This window comes from Streptomyces sp. NPDC057682 (assembly GCF_042799575.1).
Classification (GTDB): domain Bacteria; phylum Actinomycetota; class Actinomycetes; order Streptomycetales; family Streptomycetaceae; genus Streptomyces.
On record NZ_JBHVIN010000003.1, the window covers coordinates 139,954 to 158,272 of the forward strand.

Annotated in this window: 17 protein-coding genes and 1 pseudogene; 9 read left to right on the top strand and 9 right to left on the bottom strand. The window is 73.7% G+C overall.

From position 1 onward, the window contains the following. Positions 1-148 precede the first annotated feature (148 nt). Complete coding sequence (locus ACFVDM_RS05860) at positions 149-1,984, bottom strand: AMP-dependent synthetase/ligase (RefSeq protein WP_383633804.1); 1,836 nt, start codon at positions 1,982-1,984, stop codon at positions 149-151. Between the two features lie 283 nt (positions 1,985-2,267). Here ACFVDM_RS05860 and ACFVDM_RS05865 point away from each other — a divergent pair, with 283 nt between their 5' ends. The 4 genes from ACFVDM_RS05865 (at position 2,268) to ACFVDM_RS05880 (ending at position 5,942) form a co-directional block, all read left to right on the top strand. After that, positions 2,268-2,954: a TetR/AcrR family transcriptional regulator gene (locus ACFVDM_RS05865; RefSeq protein WP_383633806.1), complete on the top strand. Its 687-nt coding sequence runs from the start codon at positions 2,268-2,270 to the stop codon at positions 2,952-2,954. 73 nt (positions 2,955-3,027) lie between these two features. Beyond that, on the top strand, positions 3,028-3,507 hold the full coding sequence (locus ACFVDM_RS05870; protein ID WP_383633808.1) for a DUF4334 domain-containing protein: 480 nt from the start codon (positions 3,028-3,030) through the stop codon (positions 3,505-3,507). Continuing rightward, positions 3,504-4,595, top strand: coding sequence for an NAD(P)-dependent alcohol dehydrogenase (locus tag ACFVDM_RS05875; RefSeq protein ID WP_383633810.1), 1,092 nt, complete (start codon positions 3,504-3,506; stop codon positions 4,593-4,595). Before ACFVDM_RS05870 ends, ACFVDM_RS05875 begins: the two co-directional genes overlap by 4 nt. Before the next feature lie 150 nt (positions 4,596-4,745). Beyond that, positions 4,746-5,942 (top strand): TetR/AcrR family transcriptional regulator, encoded by a 1,197-nt coding sequence (locus ACFVDM_RS05880; protein WP_383633812.1) that lies wholly within the window; start codon positions 4,746-4,748, stop codon positions 5,940-5,942. Between the two features lie 138 nt (positions 5,943-6,080). Here the strand turns inward: ACFVDM_RS05880 and ACFVDM_RS05885 are convergent, their stop codons facing one another. Both ACFVDM_RS05885 and ACFVDM_RS05890 read right to left on the bottom strand, forming a co-directional pair. Beyond that, the gene (locus ACFVDM_RS05885; protein WP_383633814.1) at positions 6,081-7,280 is read right to left on the bottom strand and encodes an oxygenase MpaB family protein; all 1,200 of its coding nucleotides are present in this window, start codon (positions 7,278-7,280) and stop codon (positions 6,081-6,083) included. A gap of 308 nt (positions 7,281-7,588) precedes the next feature. After that, complete coding sequence (locus tag ACFVDM_RS05890) at positions 7,589-8,524, bottom strand: LysR family transcriptional regulator (protein ID WP_383633816.1); 936 nt, start codon at positions 8,522-8,524, stop codon at positions 7,589-7,591. 134 nt (positions 8,525-8,658) lie between these two features. On the opposite strand from ACFVDM_RS05890, the gene ACFVDM_RS05895 reads away from it, so the two are divergent. Next, positions 8,659-9,933 (top strand): MFS transporter, encoded by a 1,275-nt coding sequence (locus ACFVDM_RS05895; protein ID WP_383634448.1) that lies wholly within the window; start codon positions 8,659-8,661, stop codon positions 9,931-9,933. 36 nt (positions 9,934-9,969) lie between these two features. Here the strand turns inward: ACFVDM_RS05895 and ACFVDM_RS05900 are convergent, their stop codons facing one another. Further along, complete coding sequence (locus ACFVDM_RS05900) at positions 9,970-10,650, bottom strand: 2-phosphosulfolactate phosphatase (protein ID WP_383633818.1); 681 nt, start codon at positions 10,648-10,650, stop codon at positions 9,970-9,972. Between the two features lie 121 nt (positions 10,651-10,771). Between ACFVDM_RS05900 and ACFVDM_RS05905 the strand changes: the two genes are divergently transcribed. Further along, positions 10,772-11,017, top strand: coding sequence for a hypothetical protein (locus ACFVDM_RS05905; protein ID WP_383633819.1), 246 nt, complete (start codon positions 10,772-10,774; stop codon positions 11,015-11,017). 45 nt (positions 11,018-11,062) lie between these two features. On the opposite strand, the gene ACFVDM_RS05910 is transcribed toward ACFVDM_RS05905, so the two are convergent. After that, the gene (locus ACFVDM_RS05910) at positions 11,063-11,875 is read right to left on the bottom strand and encodes an alpha/beta fold hydrolase (RefSeq protein ID WP_383633821.1); all 813 of its coding nucleotides are present in this window, start codon (positions 11,873-11,875) and stop codon (positions 11,063-11,065) included. A 188-nt stretch (positions 11,876-12,063) separates the two neighbouring features. Then, positions 12,064-12,291 (bottom strand): annotated as a pseudogene (locus tag ACFVDM_RS05915) (dihydrofolate reductase family protein); the annotation flags it as partial. A 185-nt stretch (positions 12,292-12,476) separates the two neighbouring features. Between ACFVDM_RS05915 and ACFVDM_RS05920 the strand changes: the two are divergent. Beyond that, complete coding sequence (locus ACFVDM_RS05920) at positions 12,477-13,712, top strand: MFS transporter (RefSeq protein ID WP_383634449.1); 1,236 nt, start codon at positions 12,477-12,479, stop codon at positions 13,710-13,712. Positions 13,713-13,815: 103 nt separating this feature from the next. On the opposite strand, the gene ACFVDM_RS05925 is transcribed toward ACFVDM_RS05920, so the two are convergent. The 3 genes from ACFVDM_RS05925 to ACFVDM_RS05935 all read right to left on the bottom strand — a co-directional run bounded on the left by ACFVDM_RS05925 (position 13,816) and on the right by ACFVDM_RS05935 (position 16,432). After that, positions 13,816-14,757, bottom strand: coding sequence for a M56 family metallopeptidase (locus tag ACFVDM_RS05925; protein WP_383633823.1), 942 nt, complete (start codon positions 14,755-14,757; stop codon positions 13,816-13,818). Next, positions 14,754-15,134: a BlaI/MecI/CopY family transcriptional regulator gene (locus ACFVDM_RS05930; protein WP_383633825.1), complete on the bottom strand. Its 381-nt coding sequence runs from the start codon at positions 15,132-15,134 to the stop codon at positions 14,754-14,756. The genes ACFVDM_RS05925 and ACFVDM_RS05930 overlap by 4 nt, the downstream gene beginning before the upstream one ends. A gap of 68 nt (positions 15,135-15,202) precedes the next feature. Next, a complete protein-coding gene (locus ACFVDM_RS05935) occupies positions 15,203-16,432 on the bottom strand; it encodes an MFS transporter (protein ID WP_383633827.1) in 1,230 nt (409 codons plus the stop codon). 54 nt (positions 16,433-16,486) lie between these two features. On the opposite strand from ACFVDM_RS05935, the gene ACFVDM_RS05940 reads away from it, so the two are divergent. Together ACFVDM_RS05940 and ACFVDM_RS05945 are read left to right on the top strand one after the other, a co-directional pair. Next, the gene (locus ACFVDM_RS05940; protein WP_383633829.1) at positions 16,487-17,230 is read left to right on the top strand and encodes an AraC family transcriptional regulator; all 744 of its coding nucleotides are present in this window, start codon (positions 16,487-16,489) and stop codon (positions 17,228-17,230) included. Positions 17,231-17,397: 167 nt separating this feature from the next. Next, a complete protein-coding gene (locus ACFVDM_RS05945) occupies positions 17,398-18,093 on the top strand; it encodes a hypothetical protein (protein WP_383633831.1) in 696 nt (231 codons plus the stop codon). Positions 18,094-18,319 lie beyond the last annotated feature (226 nt).

Consider the following 18,319-nt stretch of genomic DNA (forward strand, 5'->3'; position numbering starts at 1 on the left):
GGGGGGGGTGCTCCCCTGGGTGACGCGCGCCCCCCGCCACACCCCGGGCTCCGACACGGGAAACCCCACGGCCCTGTCCCCGGGGGGGGGGGGGGGGGGGGCCCCCGGGCCCCCCCCGCGCCGCACGCGGTGTTCCGCGCGGTGCCGGTCAGTTCTCGTAGAGCCGGGTCAGCCGGTCCGCGTACATCTCGCGGATGACGCGGCGCCGCATCTTGAGCGACGGTGTCAGCTCGCCCGTGGCCGGGCCCCATTCGCGGGCGAGCAGTTCGTAGCGCTTGACCTGCTCGGTGCGGTTGAGCCGGGAGTTGGCGGCGGCGACCGCGCGGTCCACCTCGGCCAGGACCTCGGGGTGCCCGACGAGCGCGGACGGGTCCCCCGTGGTCTCCACGCCGTGGGCGGCGGCCCAGGCGGGGACGGCCTCGGCGTCCAGGACCAGCAGAGCGACCAGGTAGGAGTGGTGGTCGCCGTGCACCATGGCCTGGCCGATGAGCGGGTGCTCCTTGAGTGCGTTCTCCACCAGCGCCGGCGAGACGTTCTTGCCGGTGGAGGTGATGATCATCTCCTTCTTGCGGTCGGTGAGCCAGAGGTAGCCCTCCTCGTCCAGGCGTCCGATGTCACCGGTGGCGAGCCAGCCGTCCTCGTCCAGGGCGGACCTCGTCGAGCCGTCGGGCTGGAGGTAGCCGGAGAAGACGGAGGCGCCCCGGACCATGATCTCCCCGTCGTCCGCGACGCGTACCTCGACGGACTCGACCGGGCGGCCCACCGAACCGAGGCGGAAGCCGCCCTTCGGGCTGTTGCTGGTGGCGACTCCGGTGGTCTCGGTGAGCCCCCAGGCGTCCATGATGACGATGCCGAACCCGGCCCAGAACCGCACCACATCGGCCGACATGGGCGCCGAGGCGCTCGCCGACCAGGTCACCCGGTCCAGGCCGCCCGCGGCCAGCATGGGCAGCAGCACCTCCTCACGGACCCGGGCGTACCGCTTCTCCAGTTCGGCGGGCGGTTCCTCGCCCCGCTCCCGGCAGGCGACGTGCTCCCTGGCGGTCTCGAAGGCGTCGTCGATGACGGCACGCTTCTCGGCGGGCATCAGCGAGAGGATCCCCCGCACCCCCGCGGAGAGCTTCTCCCAGATCCTCGGCACGCCGAAGAACTGCGCGGGGCGCACCGTGCGCACCACGGCGGCGACGCCGGCCGGGTCGGGACAGAGGTAGACGTGCGAGGCGCGGTGGCACGGCAGGTAGATGCCCAGCATGCGCTCGGCGATGTGCGCGAAGGGCAGGTAGCAGATGTGCTCGACATGCGGGGGGAGTTCGACGACGGCGTCCAGGGCGAGGGCGTTGGCCAGCACCTGGGCGTGGGTCAGCACGACCCCCTTGGGTTCGCCGCTGGTCCCGGAGGTGTAGACGACGGTGAGGGGGTCCTCGGGGCGGGCGGTGTCCAGTTCACCGTCCTCGCCCCCCTCCCCCGCCGGCGCGTCGAGCAGAGCGGCGAACGGGAGATGGCCGCCCTCCTCCCCCTTCTCGGCCACCACCAGGCGCTCCAGCGGGATGCCGGGGTCGGCCACCGACGGCTCCCAGACGGCCACCTGGGAGGCCCCTTCCACCACGGCCAGCCGGGCTCCGCAGTTGTGTGCGATATGGCTGATCTGCTCGGGGGCGGCGGTGCCGTAGACACTGACGGGGACGGCTCCGAGGCGGACGAGGGCCAGGTCGGCCAGCCAGTGCTCGGCACGGTTGGACATCATGAGCAGGACGTGGTCGCCGCGTCCGACGCCCAGGGAGCGGAAGCCCGCGGCGAGCCGGCGGGTGCGGGTGTGGACCTCCGCCCAGTCGAGCGTCGTCCAGTCGCCGTCCGGTCCCGCGAACTGCCAGGACAGGGCCGGAAGGGCGGAGTGGTCCCGGGCGTTGCGGGCCAGCAGTTCCGGGAGGGTGCGGGGTGCCGGGGCGTCGGACAGCTCGCCGGTGGTGCGGGGTGCCGAGGTCATCGGGGCCTCCTTGCGGGCCGGAAGGGACACGTCGGAGAGGGAGGGGCGGGGGCCCGCGTCGGGGCCGGATCCGGGCCCGGGTCCTGGCGGCAGGACCGTTTTACTGATCGTTCGCTAAAGAACGTAGAAGGACACCTTCCAAGCGGTCAACTCCCCGTGCCACACTAGTTCTCACGGATCCGCAGGAGGGAAACCCCCTGAGGCACGCACCGGCAGGGCCCGCGACTGATCGATCGCTCAGGAGTGGATGCCCGGTCCCGTCCCATCCGTTCCGAGGAGAGCCGTGAACACCCAGCCCCGTCAGGACACCCCGCCGCCGGAGCACTGGCGCACCTACCGGCCCCTCGGGCTGCACCCGATCCTGACGCACGCGATGGAGGCCTTCAACGAGCACGGCTACCACGGCACTTCCGTCCGGGACATCGCCGCCCGGGTGGGGGTCACGGTCCCGGCGCTCTACTACCACTACGCGAACAAGCAGGCGCTGCTCGCCACTCTGCTGGAGACGTCGATCAGGGACGTCCTGGACCGCTGCCGGGCCGCCTCCGCCGAGGCCGGTGACGATCCGCTGGCCCGGTTCAGCGGCATGGTCGAGTCGATCGTGCTGTACATGGCCCACCGGCGGCAACTGGCCTTCCTCGATACGGAGATCCGCAGTCTGGAGCCGGAGAACCGGGCGCGGTACGTGGCCCTGCGCGACTATCTGGAGCACATGCTGCTGGACACCGTCGAGGCGGGCCGCGCCCAGGGGGTGTTCACCACCCCCTTCCCGGCCGACGCCGTGCGCTCCGTCCTCGTGATGTGCCAGGGCGTCGCCAACTGGTTCCGTGCCGACGGGCCCCTCGGCGCGGAGGAGGTCGCCGAGCGGCACGTCCTGCTCGGCCTGGCCACGGTGGGCCACCCCGGGGCGGTCCTGGGCGAGCCGCTGGCCGCCGGCCGTCCGCTGCCGCACCCCCGGACCGGCGCCTGATCCCGCCGCTCCCCCGTACCCGTACCCCCGCTCCGCCCGTCGCGGCGGACCAGCCGAAAGGACACCCCGGCCCATGAACGTGGACGAGGCACGCACCCGGTTCCAGGAGTTCCGCGCGAGCGAAGGCCCGGTCCCCACCGATGAACTCGACGCGATCTGGGCGGTGCTGGACACCGTCCGCCCCGAGGACGTCCTCGGCACGTGGTCGGGCGGCGAGTTCCCCACCGGCCACCCGCTGGACGGCATGCTGGAGGAGGCCGGCTGGTACGGCAAGACGTTCGTCTCCGCGCACGACGCCAAACCGCTGATGTGCCGCAACGCGGAGGGCGAGCTGTACTCGAACGTCGAGCTGGGGCAGGGCGAGGCCAGTCTGTGGACGGTCGAGTTCCGGGGTGAGTCGACGGCCACCATGGTGTACGACGGACGGCCCGTGTTCGATCACTTCAAACGGGTCGACGGCACGACGCTGATGGGGATCATGAACGCCAAGGGGGTCCCGCCCGAGGGCCCGTACTACTACTTCTTCCTCGACCGCGCCGGTGAGGACGGGTGACACGGATCCGCGCCGCGGTCACCGGGGCACCGGGCGCCCCGTTCACCGTGCGCGAGGCGCGGATCGAGGCCCCTCGGCCGCACGAGGTGCTGGTGCGGACGCGCGCGGCGGGCATCTGCCACACGGATCTGACGATGCGGGACACCTGGCCCCGCCGGCTGACCCCGATGGTGTTCGGGCACGAGGGCGCCGGCGTGGTCGAGGCCGTGGGAGGCGAGGTGACCCGCGTCGCGCCGGGCGACCACGTCTGCCTCTCCTTCGCCAGCTGCGGCACCTGTGAGAGCTGTACGGCGGGCCATCCGGCGTACTGCCACGCGGCCCCGCTCCTGAACTTCTCCGGCGGCCGCCCGGACGGGACCAGCCCCCTGTCCCTCGGCGGCGCCCCGCTCCACGCGGGCTTCTTCGGTCAGTCCAGCTTCGCGACGCACGCCCTGGTCCACGAACGCGGGGTCGTCGCGGTGCCCGCGGCTCTGCCCGCGGAGGTGGCCGCTCCACTGGGCTGCGCCGCCCAGACGGGGGCCGGGACCGTCCTCAACCGCCTTCGCCCCGCGCCCGGTTCGGCGCTCGTCGTGCTGGGGGCCGGCGGGGTGGGGCTGAGCGCGCTCATGGCCGCCGTCGCCGCCGGATGCGATCCGGTGGTCGCCGTCGATCCGGTCGGGGCCCGTCGCGCCCTGGCCGTCGAACTCGGCGCGGCCACGGCCCTTACCCCCGGCGACGGGCTGGCGGCGGCCCTCCGGGAGGCGACCGGCGGCGGGGCGCACCACATCGTGGAGACGACCGGCCGCCCCGGCATGGCACGTCTGGCCGTCGGTGCCCTGCGCCCGCGCGGTGACCTCGCCCTCCTCGGCCTCGGTGGCGAGGTGGCCTTCGACGTGATGTCCCTCCTCGCCAAGGGAGTTCGCGTCCACGGCGTGATCGAGGGGGACGCGGACCCCGCGCGCTTCGTCCCGGAACTGGTCGGACTGTACGAGCGCGGGCGCTTCCCGCTCGACCGGCTGGTGACGACGTTCCCGTTCGAGGAGATCGAGGCGGCGGTGGCGGCCCTGCGCGAGGGCCGGGTGATCAAGGCGGTCCTGACGTTCCACTGACGTACGGGCGCGCGGCGGAGCCGGTGTCCCGCGACCGGGGCACCCGCCGCGACCGCCACGCGTGCGACGGCGCCCCCGGCTCACCGGTGCCGGTGCGGGTCCCGTACCGAGAGGTCCGGCCGTCTGACCGCGTGTGATTGACTGATTCGCATGGCTTCCGCCTCCCGATCCGCCCGTCCCGCCCCGACCGCCGAACGGACCGTGGCGACGCGTCCGCGCAACCGCAGGCAGCTCATCATCGAGGCGGCCGGGCGGGTGTTCAGCGAGCGCGGGTACCACACCGCGTCGATGGAGGAGGTCGCGGCGGCGGTGGGGATCACGGCCGCCGCGCTGTACCGGCACTTCCCCAACAAGTACGCGCTGTTCGCGGAGTGCGCCGATGTCATGGTGGACGGGCTGGTCGTCGCGCTCGACGAGGTGGCCCCCGAGGCACCGCTCACGGACGTGCTGGCGGCGATCACACGGATCACCGTCGCCCATCGGGCCTCGGGCGGCGTCTACCGGTGGGAGGCCCGTTATCTCAGCCGTGAGGACCGCCGGCGGCTCGGGGTGAAGTTCGGCCGACTGGTCGGACGCGTCGACGCCGGGGTGCAGCGCGAGCATCCGCCCGCCGACGGGCGGCTGCGGGCGGTGGCGGCGCTCGGCGCGATCGCGTCGATCACGATGCACCGCACGTCGATCGCGCAGCGCCGGGCCGAGGAGTTGCTGCTGGCCTCCGCGCTGCGGGTGGCCGCGTGCGCGCCGGCCGCGGACCGGCCGGGGCCGCCCCCGCCGCGACTGCCGGCGCTGCCGGTGCCCCGGACGCGACGGGCGGAGATCCTGGCGGCGTCGGTGCCGCTGTTCGCCCGCGACGGCTTCGCGAGCGTCACGAACGGGCAGATCGCGCGGGCGGTGGGACTCACGCCGTCCGCGCTGTACCGCCACTACCCGGGCAAGATCGACATCCTGGCGGCGGCGTGTCTCCAGGCGGCCGGGCTGCTGGCCCAGGGGGTCGAGCAGAGCCTGCACGAAGTGACGGGCCCGCACGACGCCCTCGCCGCCCTGGCCGGGACGTACGTCGCCTACAGCTTCGAGCACACCGCGCTGAACAGCGTGGCCGAGGCCGAGCTTGCGGGCCTTCCGGACGGTCTGCGGCAGCCCCTGGTGCTGGCACAGCGGGAGCACATCGCCGTGTGGGAGCAGCAGTTGCGGCTCGCCCGCCCCGAACTGGACCCGCGTCAGGCCCGTGTCCTGGTGCACGCCGGGTTCGGGGTGGTCGTCGAGGCCGGGCGGCGGCTGCGGTGGGCGGACCGGCCCGAACACCGGCGCACCGTGACCGCGCTGGTCGTCGACGCGCTGGGGCTGTGACCCGGTGCCGTGCCGTCCGGTCGCCGGGCGGCCGCCCACGCGTCGCCGTCCCGGGGCCCGGCCGGTTCGCAACGGGCTCCGGGAGGGCGGCGGGCCGGGTGCCCCGGCCTCGGGCCTGCGCGGGCGCCGTGCCCCGGCTCAGTCCTGCCTGTTGCCGGTGGGGATGGTGATGGGGGTCGTGGTTCCGGACGAGCCCTCGTTGAGGAACAGCATGGCCAGGGCGCGCACCATCTGGTCGATGGCGTAGAACGTGCCGGGCATGACCGGCGACAGGCCCTCGCGGAACAGGATGTACGCCGGCCACGCCGTGCGGACCAGAGCGGCCGAGACGTAGTCCCGCTTCAGGCCGAGCCAGTCGCCGACGTCGTCGCTCAGGACGTAGCGCACGAACTCGTTGAGGAAGCCCCGGGTGACGCCCAGGTCGAGCTGGGCCGTCAGGCCGAGCAGTTCCTCGGCGAGCGCGATGCCCTCGGTCGACGGGGTGAGGATCGGTGTGAGGACCTGTTCCGACTGCTTCTCGGCGGCGGCCCAGGTCTGCGGGATGTGCTCGTCGGGCACACCCAGCAGGTGGATGGCGACCTGCCAGGAGTGCAGGAACGCCTCCTGGTCGGCGGCCGGGAACGGCACCTTCCAGTCCAGCAGCCGCCGACGCACGTAGGTGCCGAGACTGTGGAAGGTGACCAGGATGTCGGCGGCGCTGATCGGGACGGTCTCGTCGGCGACCGCCCGCCAGTGCGGCGACTGCGGCAGCAGGTGGCGCACGGCGGCGTGCACCACGCGCGTCTTGTTGGCGGTGACGACGAACTGGCCCGTCGGTTCGAACGCCCCCAGCTGGGACAGGTCGTAGCCGAAGGTGAACGTCTTGGCCGCGCGGTCCTGCATGTGCGCGCCGCCCGCGGACCAGTAGACGCTCTTGGCCTCGCGCGGGATCACGGTGCTCATGATGCCGCTGCCCAGGCCGTACAGCATGAAGAGGTAGAGGTCCCGGCGCCGGTTGAAGTCCGCGGCGCGGGCCAGCTTGACCGGATCGGCCCAGGAGGGCAGCCGGTTGACGTCCTGGAGGTAGCCGGCGAACTCGGCCGGCAGTCCGGCGGGCAGCGGGTCGTTGTTGTTGACCCAGGAGGCCCAGGCCGTGTTGATCGCGGGTACGTGGCCGCCCTCGATCATCGACACCATCAGCGGGTCGGCCTTGTCGTCCCAGATCCACTCCGGTCCGGTTCCCGCGTCGGCGTCCGCGGCCGCCCCGGTCGACGCCCAGGCGGGGGCGGTGCCCGCGGCCCCGGTGAGCCCGAGCGCGACGCCCAGTGTGAGCGCCTGTCGCCTACTGAGATTTCCCATTGACTTACCTGCTTCCGTGTCGAGTCAGACGGCTGGTGATTCCTTCTGAGCAGCGCCGGTTGTGCGGCTTCCCGCCTGGCAAGCGTGGTCACACAGATGTGATTTTTGATTAACATAGCGAGGCGCGCGAGCCTGGGCAATGGGGCGGCCGGGACCGTCGTGAAGGCGCTCCGGCCGCTTCGTCCGTAGACGATCACCCCATGCGGGGCGCGGACCCCGCACGGCGCGCGCACCGGTTCCGCGCGCCCCGGAGGCCGCGCCCCCGCTTCTCGCGCGGGCCCGTGGAGTCGTACGGCCGGAGGGCCGCGTCAGCGCGGGAGGACCCAGCCCGGCACCCAGGTGCCTTCGACGCCGTGGCCGGCCGTCGTGGTGGTCAGATGGGAGCGGAGCGCGGCGAGCGCCGGGTGGGGGTTGTCGCGGTGCCAGACTAGCGAGTGCGGGTACACGGGGGTCGGGCCGGTCACGGGGATGCGCCTGAGTCCGTACGAGGCGGGCCAGATCAGGCGGGTCAGTCCGCCCATGAACGTGCCCAGGGCGGGGGTGTCCGCGAGGGTGTCGAGCAGGGCGTCGGAGCCGAAGTTGGGGCCGGTGGCTTCGATGGTGAGGCCGTACTCGGCCACGAGGGCGTCGTAGTAGGCGCCCCATTCGGTGCCGGGCGTGATGCCGGGGATCCAGATCCGGTGGCCCACGAGCCGGGCGAGGGTCACGGACGGGGCGTCGGCCAGTGCGTGGGCGGGGCCGGTGAAGAAATCCAGGGGCTCGTCGGCCACCCGGACGGACTCCAGGTCGTCGGGGAGGGGCCGGCCCGGCGCGCCGACCGCGCGGAAGGAGGCGTCGACGGTGCCCGAGCGGACGGCGTCGAGGGCCTGGTCGATGTCGACCAGCATCAGCACGTCCAGTTCGATCTCGGGGTGGGCGCGGTGGAAGTCCCGCAGCAGGCCCGAGGAGGCTCCGCGTGAGTTGATCACGTCGATGCGCAGGGGACGGCGGTCGGTGCGCACGGAGGCGGCGGCGCGCTCGGCGGCGCGCAGGAGTTCGCGCGCGTGCGGCAGGAACGCCTGCCCGTCGATGGTCGTCTCGGCGCCCCGGGCCGTGCGGGTGAACAGACGGACGCCGAGATCGCGCTCCAGGGCGGCGATGCGCTTGGAGACGGCCTGCTGGGTGATCGAGAGGTCCGTCGCGGCCTTGCGGAACTGGCCGGTCTCCGCCACGGCGACATAGGTGCGTACGGCTTCGAGGTCCATGACGGCCCACCTTAATGAACAACTTGTGGTTGTGGATCGCGAAGGGAATGGTTGTTTGACCCGGGTCCGGGGTGCTCGATTAGCTCTCTTCGGTCAACGTCTGTTTGTACGGCGAACACGAGGAGCGCGTCGAGGTGTGGGGCAGGAGGCGCCTGGGCCGGCGGTTCGGCTGGCTGTGGGCGGCGTACGCGGTGAGCGCCTACGGTTCGGGGCTCGGGTTCGGGGCCTTCCCGTTGATCGCCGTGCTGGTGCTGCACGCGGGCCCCGCCGAGGTGTCCGTGCTCTCCGCGGTGGGGCCCGCGGTGGGTGCGCTGCTGGCGGTGCCGCTCGCGCCGTGGGTGGAGTACCGGCGCAAACGGCCGGTCATGATCGCGACGGACCTGGCCCGGTTCGCGGCGATGGCGTCGATTCCCGTCGCGTACGCCTTCGGCCGGCTCGGCTTCGTGCAGTTGCTCGTGGTCTCGGCGCTGGTGGCCACGTCCAGGATCGCGTTCAACGCGGCGAGCGGCGCGTTCCTCAAGGCGCTCGTCCGGCCGGACGACCTTCTCGTCGCCCATGCGCGGTTCGAGTCCACGAACTGGAGTTCCATCGCGGTCGGGCCGCCCCTGGGCGGAGCCGCGATCGGGATGTTCGGGCCGGTCGTCACCGTGGTGGCCGACGCGTTCAGCTATCTGCTGTCCGCCCTGGGCATCGCGGCGATCGGCGGCCGGGAGGACCGGCCGAACGGGGCGGCCGGGAGCCGAACGCGGGTGGGCGGGCTCCTGGACGGCTGGCGCCACATCCTGGGTCATCCGGTGCTGCGGGCGCTGTACCTCAACCAACTGCTCGTCTCCGGCCTGATCATGGCCACCGAACCGCTGCTGGCCGTGCTCCTCATCCGTTCGCTGGGCTTCTCCCCCTGGCAGTACGGACTCGCGTTCGCGCTGCCGTGCGTCGGCGGGCTCATCGGTTCCCGGCTGGCCCGTCGTGTCGTCGACCGCTACGGGCGCCACGCGGTCTTCCGCACCGTCGGCACCCTGCGCGCCGTCTGGTTGATCGGCCTGGTGCTCGTGCGCCCCGGGGTCGTCGGGCTCGTCACCGTGATCGTCGTCGAACTGGCCATCATCATCCATATGAGCCTGTACACACCGGTCCTGGCGACGTACCGGTTGCAGCACACCCCGAAGGATCTCGTGGCCCGCACGCTGACGGCCTGGTCGGTCGGCCAGCAGGCGGCCGTCGCCACGCTGACCGCGCTCGCCGGGCTCCTCGCCGACGCGACCGGCCCGCGCACCGCGCTCGCCGCCGCGGGACTCCTCGTCCTCGCCACCCCGCTCCTGCTCCCCCGCGCCGCGCACACCCGGCGGTACGAGACGGAGGGCACGGAGGGCACGGAAGGAGGGGACACGGCCGTCCGCAGCCGGGTGTGACCCGGCCGGGCGGGCTCGGTTCCGTACGGCGCGCGGCTACGGCATGCCGTACGGACGCAGCACCATGAGCGCGTCCTCGGGCGCCGCGACCATGGCGAAGGCGAAGCGGTCGACCTCCAGACAGAGGGCGATGTCATCGGGGTGAACGCCCAGCCGCACACCCTCCGCCAGTTCCGCGGCGGCACGCGAACCGGCGGCCCGGCGGACGTAGTCCGTGCTGTCGGCCCCGGTGTCCACGGCCCGCGCGGCGATGTACTGGGCACACGCCAGGTCCTCGTCCGCCCGTCCGCCCTCACCCGTGACGACGAACGTGACACCGTCGCCACCGCCCTCCGCCCGCAGCACCCGCGCCGTCGCCTCCGCCACGACGAAGCTCGCGCACAGCACCAGCCGCGCGTCCCGGACCGCGAGTGCGCCGACCGTGCCGGCCGTGGTCTTCTGCACGACGGTCCGTCCCTCCAGGTCGGCCGAACGCAGCAGACCCGGGGCGTTGACCAGGTCGAACCCCGGCGCCGGAGCCCCGTCCTTCAGCGCGACCCATGCGGGACGGCGGTGCTTGAGCGCCAGGGCCTCGTCCAGCGACTCCGCGAGCACCACCTTCTCCGCGCCCCGGGCAAAGGCCCAGGCCGCCACGGTGAAGGCCCGCATGACATCGACCACGACCGCCACCGCGGGCGTCTCGGTCAGTTCGGGGATGCCGACGAAGCGTGTGTCCATGCCGCACAGGATCCCCCATCGGAGACGTCCACGGGCCCGGTCGCGCCTAAGAGGCGGGGCCTGCGGGCGAATCCGCCACTGCTACCGTGTGCACCCCGTGCGCACAGGAGGGGAGGCCCGGATGAATCTCCGGAACCGGATCGAGCAGGTCGCCGACCTCCCGCCGGCCGCCGCCCTGGTCTGCGGCATCCTGGTCCTCGCCATGATCATCGGGCTGGTCTGCGCACTGCTCCTGCTGCCCGATCCCGGCAGGCTGCGCAGTCCCGCCGCCCGCGCACGCGCACGCCGCGGCAAGGAGAGCCGGAAGCGGCAGAAGCGGCTGCGCGACCGCCGCGAGGCCCTTCAGCGCAAGGCATCGCGCCGCTGACCGGACGCGTCCCCCGTGTCCGGCCGCGAGCGGATCCCCGAGCGGTCAGGCCTCGATGAACTCCAGGATGTCGGCGTTGAGCCGGTCCTTGTGCGTGAAGTACAGACCGTGACTTGCCGTCGGATACTCCTTGAACACCGCACCGGGTATCAGCTCGGCCGTGCGCCGGCCGGTGAGGTCGATCGCGGCCATCGAGTCGATGGTGCCGTGCACGACCAGGGCCGGAACGCCGATCTCGCGCAGACCGGCCCGATGGTCGGCACGGAACGCGTCCGCGAAGAGCTGGGAGGCCGCCCAGGAGGACGTGGCCAGGCACTGGGCGATGGTGTGGTCGACGGTGGCCGGGGAGACCTCGTTGGCATGGGTGGCGAACCAGATCTGCGCCTGCCGGGCGAACCACTTCGGCCGGTCGGCCCTGAATGCCTGGAGAGTGCCCTGGAGCCGGGCCTCCGGCATGCCGTCCGGGTTGTCCTCCGTGTGCGGGAGGAACGGGGTCGTGGAGGAGACGAACACGGCGCGCGCGACGCGGTCCTCCCCGTGGCGGGCCAGATACCGCGCGATCTCGGCGCCGCCCAGCGAGTGGGCCACCAAGGTCACTCCCCGCAGGTCGAGGTGGTCCAGGAGCGCCGCCAGGTCGTCGGCGCCGGTGTCCAGGTCGTATCCGCCCGACGGGCGGTCGGAACGGCCGTGACCGCGCCGGTCGAGAGCGATGCAGCGGAACCCTCGTTCCGCGAAGAAGGGGATCTGGTACTCCCACATGTCGCCGCCCAGCGTCCAACTGGCGACGAACACGAGGGGTGCGCCCCGGCCGTAGTCCTGGTAGGCGAGGCGGACGCCGTCCGGGGTCTCGAAGAACATGGCAACTCCTTGGGTGTCGTCGTCCGTTGACCACGGCGTGTGCGCACGTCATGCCTCCGTCGGCGCTGCGGGGCCCGCGGTTGCGATGTGTGCGATGCCGTGCGCGTCCTACGGTGCCGTGCCCGCCGGAAGGACGCGATTACCCGCGAGGTCATGGAGCGCGGGCGCCGGGGGACCGCCCTCCTCGGCGTGCGGGGCGGCACTCCGGCGAACAGGGGCGTACCGGAGCCCAGGACGACGGGCGCCAGGTGCAGCGACAGGACGTCCGCCAGACCCGCGGTGAGGGCCGAGGCGATCGTGGCGCCGCCGCCCATGAGGACCACGTCGCGCTCCGTCCCGGTCTCCGCCGACGCCGCCTCGGCCCGTTCGCGTGCGGCGGTCACGGCATCGGCGAGGCCCGTGGTGACGAACGTCCAGGCGATGATGCGCGTCATACAAGGGCAGACCCGGTGCGGTGCGAGCACTCATCGACGCCGTCCGGCCAAGACGTCGTGGACGGCACGATGAATGTCCCTGTTCCTTCTCCTCCTCCCCTCTCCCCCGGACACGGCTCGTCGAGGCGCACGCCTCCCGCGGCCCGCGCTCGTAAGGTGACGAGGTGATCGTTCCTGCGGATACCGCCTCGTCCCCGGGCAGCCGGTGGCGGCTCGGCTATCCCGCCGCCGCGGCCGTCTTCGCCGTCGGGATGGCCGGGACCACGCTGCCCACCCCCCTGTACGGGCTCTACCAGCGGCAGATCGGCTTCTCGGAGCTGATGGTGACCGTCGTCTTCGCCGTGTACGCGGTCGCGGTGATCACGGTGCTGCTGGTCGCGGGCAACTACTCGGACACGGTCGGCCGCAGACCCGTACTCCTGTGCGCGATGGCGTTCTCGGCGGCGAGCGCGGTGTGCTACCTGCTGGAGAACGGCTTGCCGTGGCTGTTCGCGGGACGGCTGCTGTCCGGTGCAGCGGCCGGGCTGCTGAGCGGGGCGGCGACGGCGGCGGTTCTGGAGCTCGCCGGTCCGCGGCATTCCGGACGCGCCGCGTTCGCCGCGACGGCCGCGAACATGGGCGGCCTCGGCTGCGGACCGCTGCTGTCCGGGTTCCTGGCCGAGTACACGCCCTGGCCCCTGACCGCTCCTTTCTGGGTCCATCTCGGTCTGGTCGCGGTGGCCGGCGTCGTGGCCCGGTGCCTGCCCGAGACGGTGCGGCATCCGCGACGCCGGGCCCGGCTGACGCCCCAGGGCATCGCGGTGCCGGCGGAGATGAAGGGCGTGTTCGTACGGGCCTCGCTGGCGGCGTTCGCCGGATTCGCGCTGCTGGGGCTGTTCACGGCCGTCGCGCCGAGCTTCGCCGCGAAGACGCTGGGCGTGCACAACCTCGCGGTCACCGGAGCGGTCGTCTTCTCCGTGTTCCTGGCCTCGACGGCCGGCCAGTCCCTGACCAGGCGCGTCGGGGTGCGCCGTGCGCTGCCCCTCGGGTGCGCCGTCCTCGTCGTCGGTCTGGCGCTGGTGGCGTCGTCGCTGATCGCGGAGTCCCTGCCGCTGCTGGTGCTCGGGGCCGTGTGCGGTGGCACCGGACAGGGGCTGTCCTTCCGCGCGGCCCTCACCCTGGTGGGCGAGGCGGCCCCGGCCGCGCACCGGGGCGGCACGATCTCCGCGTTCTTCGTGGTCGCGTACACCGGGATCTCGCTCCCCGTGGTCGGGGTCGGCGCGCTGGCCACCTGGCTCGGGCTGCGCGAGGCCGGGCTGATCTTCACCGGCTGTGTGATCGTGCTGGCCACCGGGGCCGGGGCCTACTCCGTCCTCGGCCCGCCGCCTCGCGGGGGCGGCGGCTCCGGCGCTTCCCGGGTGTGAAACCGGGCCCGGACAAGGTCTGCGGCCGGGGGCGCGACGGCGTACCGCATCCGGAAGCCGGGAAGCGCAGCCGGCCGCACCGCGCCCGCGCGGCGTACGTCCCTCAGCGGACGAGGCCGACGGCGAACTCCGCGTACTCGTGGAGCCCGTAGGCCAGGGCCACCGCCAGCAGGGCCGATCCGGCCACCGCCGTGACGAGGCCGGTCACGACCGCACGGCCGGCGCGGGTCGCCGGCAGGACCGGTCGCGGGCGCAGCAGGGCCTCGACGCGTTGCGGGACCGGGCCCGTGCTGACGGAGAGGAGCGGCGCCCTGACGCGTCCGGGTGCGGTGCGCGGGGTGACGGCCAGGGCGGCGCGGGCGATCGCGGTGGCGGCGAGGCGGCGGTCGCCGACCTCGGACGCCGCGGCCTCGTCGGCCCAGCGTTCCAGGTGGAAGTCGAGGTCCGTGCCGAGCGGGCGGAGCGCCGGGTGCACGGCGGCGGCCAGGTGCGCCGTGAGGGAGAGGAGGTCGTGGCGGGCGCGCAGGTGCGCGCGTTCGTGGCCGAGGAGGACGTCGCGCTCGGCGGGTCCCAGCGTCCGGAGCATGCCCGTGGTCACCACGACGCGTCCGCCGTGCCCGCGTCGTCCCGGCAGGGCGAACGCGCGCGGGTCCGCGTCGCGCACGATCAGCAGATCGCCGTCGGCCACCGCACCCGCCGTGCCGTCCCAGGTGCGGGCGAGCAGGGAGCGGTGTGCGCGCCGGCGGCGGGCCACCAGCACCGCCTGGGTCACCAGTGCGGCGCCGGCCGCGGCGGCCACCGGGACGACGGCCGGCCACGCGGCGACCACACGGGAGAGCGGGAGGTAGTCGTGGGCCGCGAGGAACGGGACGTGGAAGAGTCCGACCAGGGCGACGACGGTGCCCCCCGCCAGGAGGACGGAGGCACCGGTCAGGGCCAGGCTCGCCTCCCTGGGCGGCAGGAGGGCGGCCAGCCGGCGGGTGGCGGCGACCGCTCCCCACGGCAGGAGCAGGGCGGTCATGACCAGGGCGAGGACCAGGGTCACGCCCCGTCCTCCGCACTCATGAGCAGGCGGCGCAGGGCCGCCTCGTCCTCGCCGGAGAGCGCCGAGACGAACCGTTTGAGCACCAGGTCGCGCTGGGGCTCGCGGTCCAGTTCCCGGTGCATGCGTCCGGCGGCGAGGCCCGCGGAGTCGTCGGCGGCGGCGTACGCGAAGCCCCGGCCCGCACGGGTGCGGACGACGGTGCCCTTCTCGTGGAGCCTGGTGAGGATCGTCGTCACGGTCGTCCGGGCGAGGTCGCGGTCGAGCGCGTTCTTGATCTGCTGCGGGGTGAGCGGCTCCTCGGCCGCCCAGAGCACCGCCAGTACGTCCGCGACGAGTCCGCCGTGCGGGCGTCTCGGATCGCCGCCGTCCTCCACCATCGTGCTACCGCCCTGTCGCCGTCGCGGACCGCCGTGTCCGGACGCCGGCCGTCGCTTCTTCCGTCATCTCACTGTACTGGGGACACCGCCGCCGTTCCCGGGCCCTCGGCGGCTGCCGCCGCGGCTCCGGTGCCGTCCGCGCTCCCGGACGGTTCGGGGCCGCGCACGGCGGGTTCGGGGAGGGTGCGGAAGAGCAGCCAGCTCAGGACGGGCATGGCGATCAGCGGTGTCAGCGCCGTCCGCAGGGACGTGGAGTCGGCGAGGTGCCCCAGCAGCGGGCTGACGAGACCTCCGATGCTCACGGTGAGTCCGAGGGTCACCCCGCTCGCGGTGCCGACGCGGGAGGGCAGGTAGTCCTGGCCCAGGGTGACCTGGAGGGAGAAGGGGACGTAGAGGCCGGCGGAGGTGAGGGCCACGAAGAGGTGGAGGGCCGGGCCCGGCACCCAGACCACCCCGGCGACGGCGGCGATGGAGAGCAGATAGGACCAGCGGGAGACCTGGACGCGGTCGAAGCGCTCGGCCAGGGATCCGCCGACGACGGAACCCACCGCGCCGCCGAGGAACAGCAGGAACAGGGCGGTCGTCCCGGCGGTCGCACCGCCTCCGGTGCGCTGGGTGGCGTACAGGGAGATGAACGTGCTCAGGCCGGTGAAGACGACGGAGCGGAAGACGACGGCCAGGGACAGCCGGAGGAACGAGGGCACGTCGTCGGCGCTCCTCGGCACGGCCCGCGCGGCCGCGCCGGTCGCGGGACCGGCCAGGGCGCGGAGGACCGGCACGCACAGGGCCGTACCGGCCAGGGCCGGCAGGACCAGCACCGGGGTCCAGCGCAGCGAGCCGTGACCGATCGCGGCCGCGACGAAGAGCGGCGCGAGGGCGAAGCCGATGTTCCCTCCGAGGGAGAACCAGCCCATCCCGCTGTGGCTGCCCCGGGTGACCAGCCGGGCCACCCGGGCGGATTCGGGGTGGTAGGCGGCCACGCCGATGCCGGAGACGGCGACGAAGAAGAGCGTGAGGCCGTACGAGCCGCCGAGGCCGCTCAGCCCGATGCCGACGCCGCCCAGCAGGGTGCTGACCGGCAGCAGCCAGGGCATCGCCCACCGGTCGGTGAGCGCGCCGAAGACCGGTTGGGCCACCGACGAGAGGAGGGACGCGGCCAGCACGATGCCGGAGGCGACGGCGTAGGAGTAGTCCCGTTCGGACACGAAGTAGGGGATCAGCGCCGCGACGGCGCCCTGGTAGAGGTCGACGCAGGCATGGCCCACGGACAGCAGGGTGATGTGTGTGTTCTTGCGCACCCGTTCATGCTGGAAGCCGCGGTGGGTGTCGCGCTTTCGTTAAATTGCCAGGTGATGCAGAAAGTCCGCCACACCCCGGTCGCACCGACCCGGACGCAGCGTCTGGAGTCCGGTGGCGCCATCGACGCGCACCGGCACGACGACCACCAGATCGTGTACGCGAGCCGGGGAACGATCGCCGTGACCACCGACGCGGGTGCGTGGGTCGCCCCGGCCACCCGTGCGCTCTGGATCCCCGCCGGCACCGTCCACCGGCATGAGGCGCACGGCGATCTCGATCTGCACTTCGTCGGGCTGCCCGCCGGGGAGAATCCGCTGGGTCTCGGCGCACCGGCCGTCATCGAGGTCGGCCCGCTGCTGCGGGAGCTGCTCGTCGCGTACACCGGCGCCCCGGAGGACGACAGCCCGGCCCGGGGCCGGCTGCGCGCGGTCCTGCTCGACCGGTTGACGGTCTCCCCCGAGCGGCCGCTGCATCTGCCGACCCCGACCGATCCGCTGCTCCGTTCGCTGCACGCGATCCTGCGGGCCGACCCGGCGGACGCCCGGACCCTGGGCGAGCTGGGCCGGCAGATCGGGGCGGGGTCGCGGACGCTCTCGCGCCGGCTCCGCGCCGATCTCGGTCTGACGTTCCCGCAGTGGCGCACCCAGTTGCGGCTCCACCACGCCCTGGTCCTGCTGGCCGAGGACCTGCCCGTCACCGCGGTCGCCCACCGCTGCGGGTGGTCGTCGGCCAGCACGTTCATCGATGTCTTCCGCCGCGCGTTCGGGCATACGCCCGGTTCGCGGCCCACTCCTTGAGGCACCGTCACCGGGCCGCACGTTCCTGGACACCGTCGAACCGGCGCGGGCCGCACGGCCCGTCCCGCCCGTCGCCCGCGAGAACATCCGCACCTGAGTCGATCACTCGTACGAGTGAGTATGTGTACTCACGCGGGAGGCGGCGCGCGGGCAGGAGACTCTGCGCCATGACACAGATCCGCACGTCCAGCACCGCGTCCGCCAGGGCCTTCACGTCGTCGCGACGCGGCCCGCTCACCACCGGTCTCACCGTCGCCGCTCTGGCCGCCGCCCTCACGCTCACCGGCTGCGGAACCGAGGCGCACGGCGGCACCGCGAAGGACGCGTCCCGTGCGAGGAGCGTCGCCGACGCGAGCGAGGCGCGGCCCTCCGCCGAGCAGACGGCGTTCGCGAAGATGCTGGACACGTTCGGGCGGGCGTGCCCGGCGCCGGGCGGGGACCCGATCGCGCCTCCGGTTCCGGAGCCGGCCGAGCCTGAGCCCGAGATCGCGCCCGGGGAGACTCCCCCCGCCGCGCCGTTGGAGCCCGGGACGACCCCCGGTCCCGAGACGGAGCTGAACCCGCGCGACTGGTGCACCGGGGCCAACCACGCGCAGCGCCTCATCGTGGCGCTCCGGGAGGTCGACGAGCCGACGCCCGCCACGGTCCGGGCGGCCCTCAACCGCCTCGGCTACATCGACGCGCACATCCACGGGCTGCGGCAGGACTCGGCCGGCACGCACTTCTACCTCGATCTGAGGGAGAGCGGCGGCCGGCTCTGCGAGAAGGGTCTCGCGGCGGGCAGCGCGTCGGACGCCACGGCGTGCGCGGCGTCCGCCACCGGGCCGTTCGAGGTGACCCACGAGGAGCAGGCGCAGGGGTGACACCCCGGCGGCCGTGCCGTACCGGGAGGCCTCCGGCCGTGCCGGCGTCGAGGCCGGACCGGCGGTGGCGTCCCGTGTCGTACGGGGAGGTCCCGCTTCCTCGCGGCGGAGGGCGGCCGGTGGCAGGCACCGGCCGCCCGCCGCCCCGCGGGCCGCCCCCGCCGGCCGGGCCGGGGGGGACGCCCGGGCTGCGGTCCGGGGGGCGCGTGCCGTCGGGCGGGCGCGG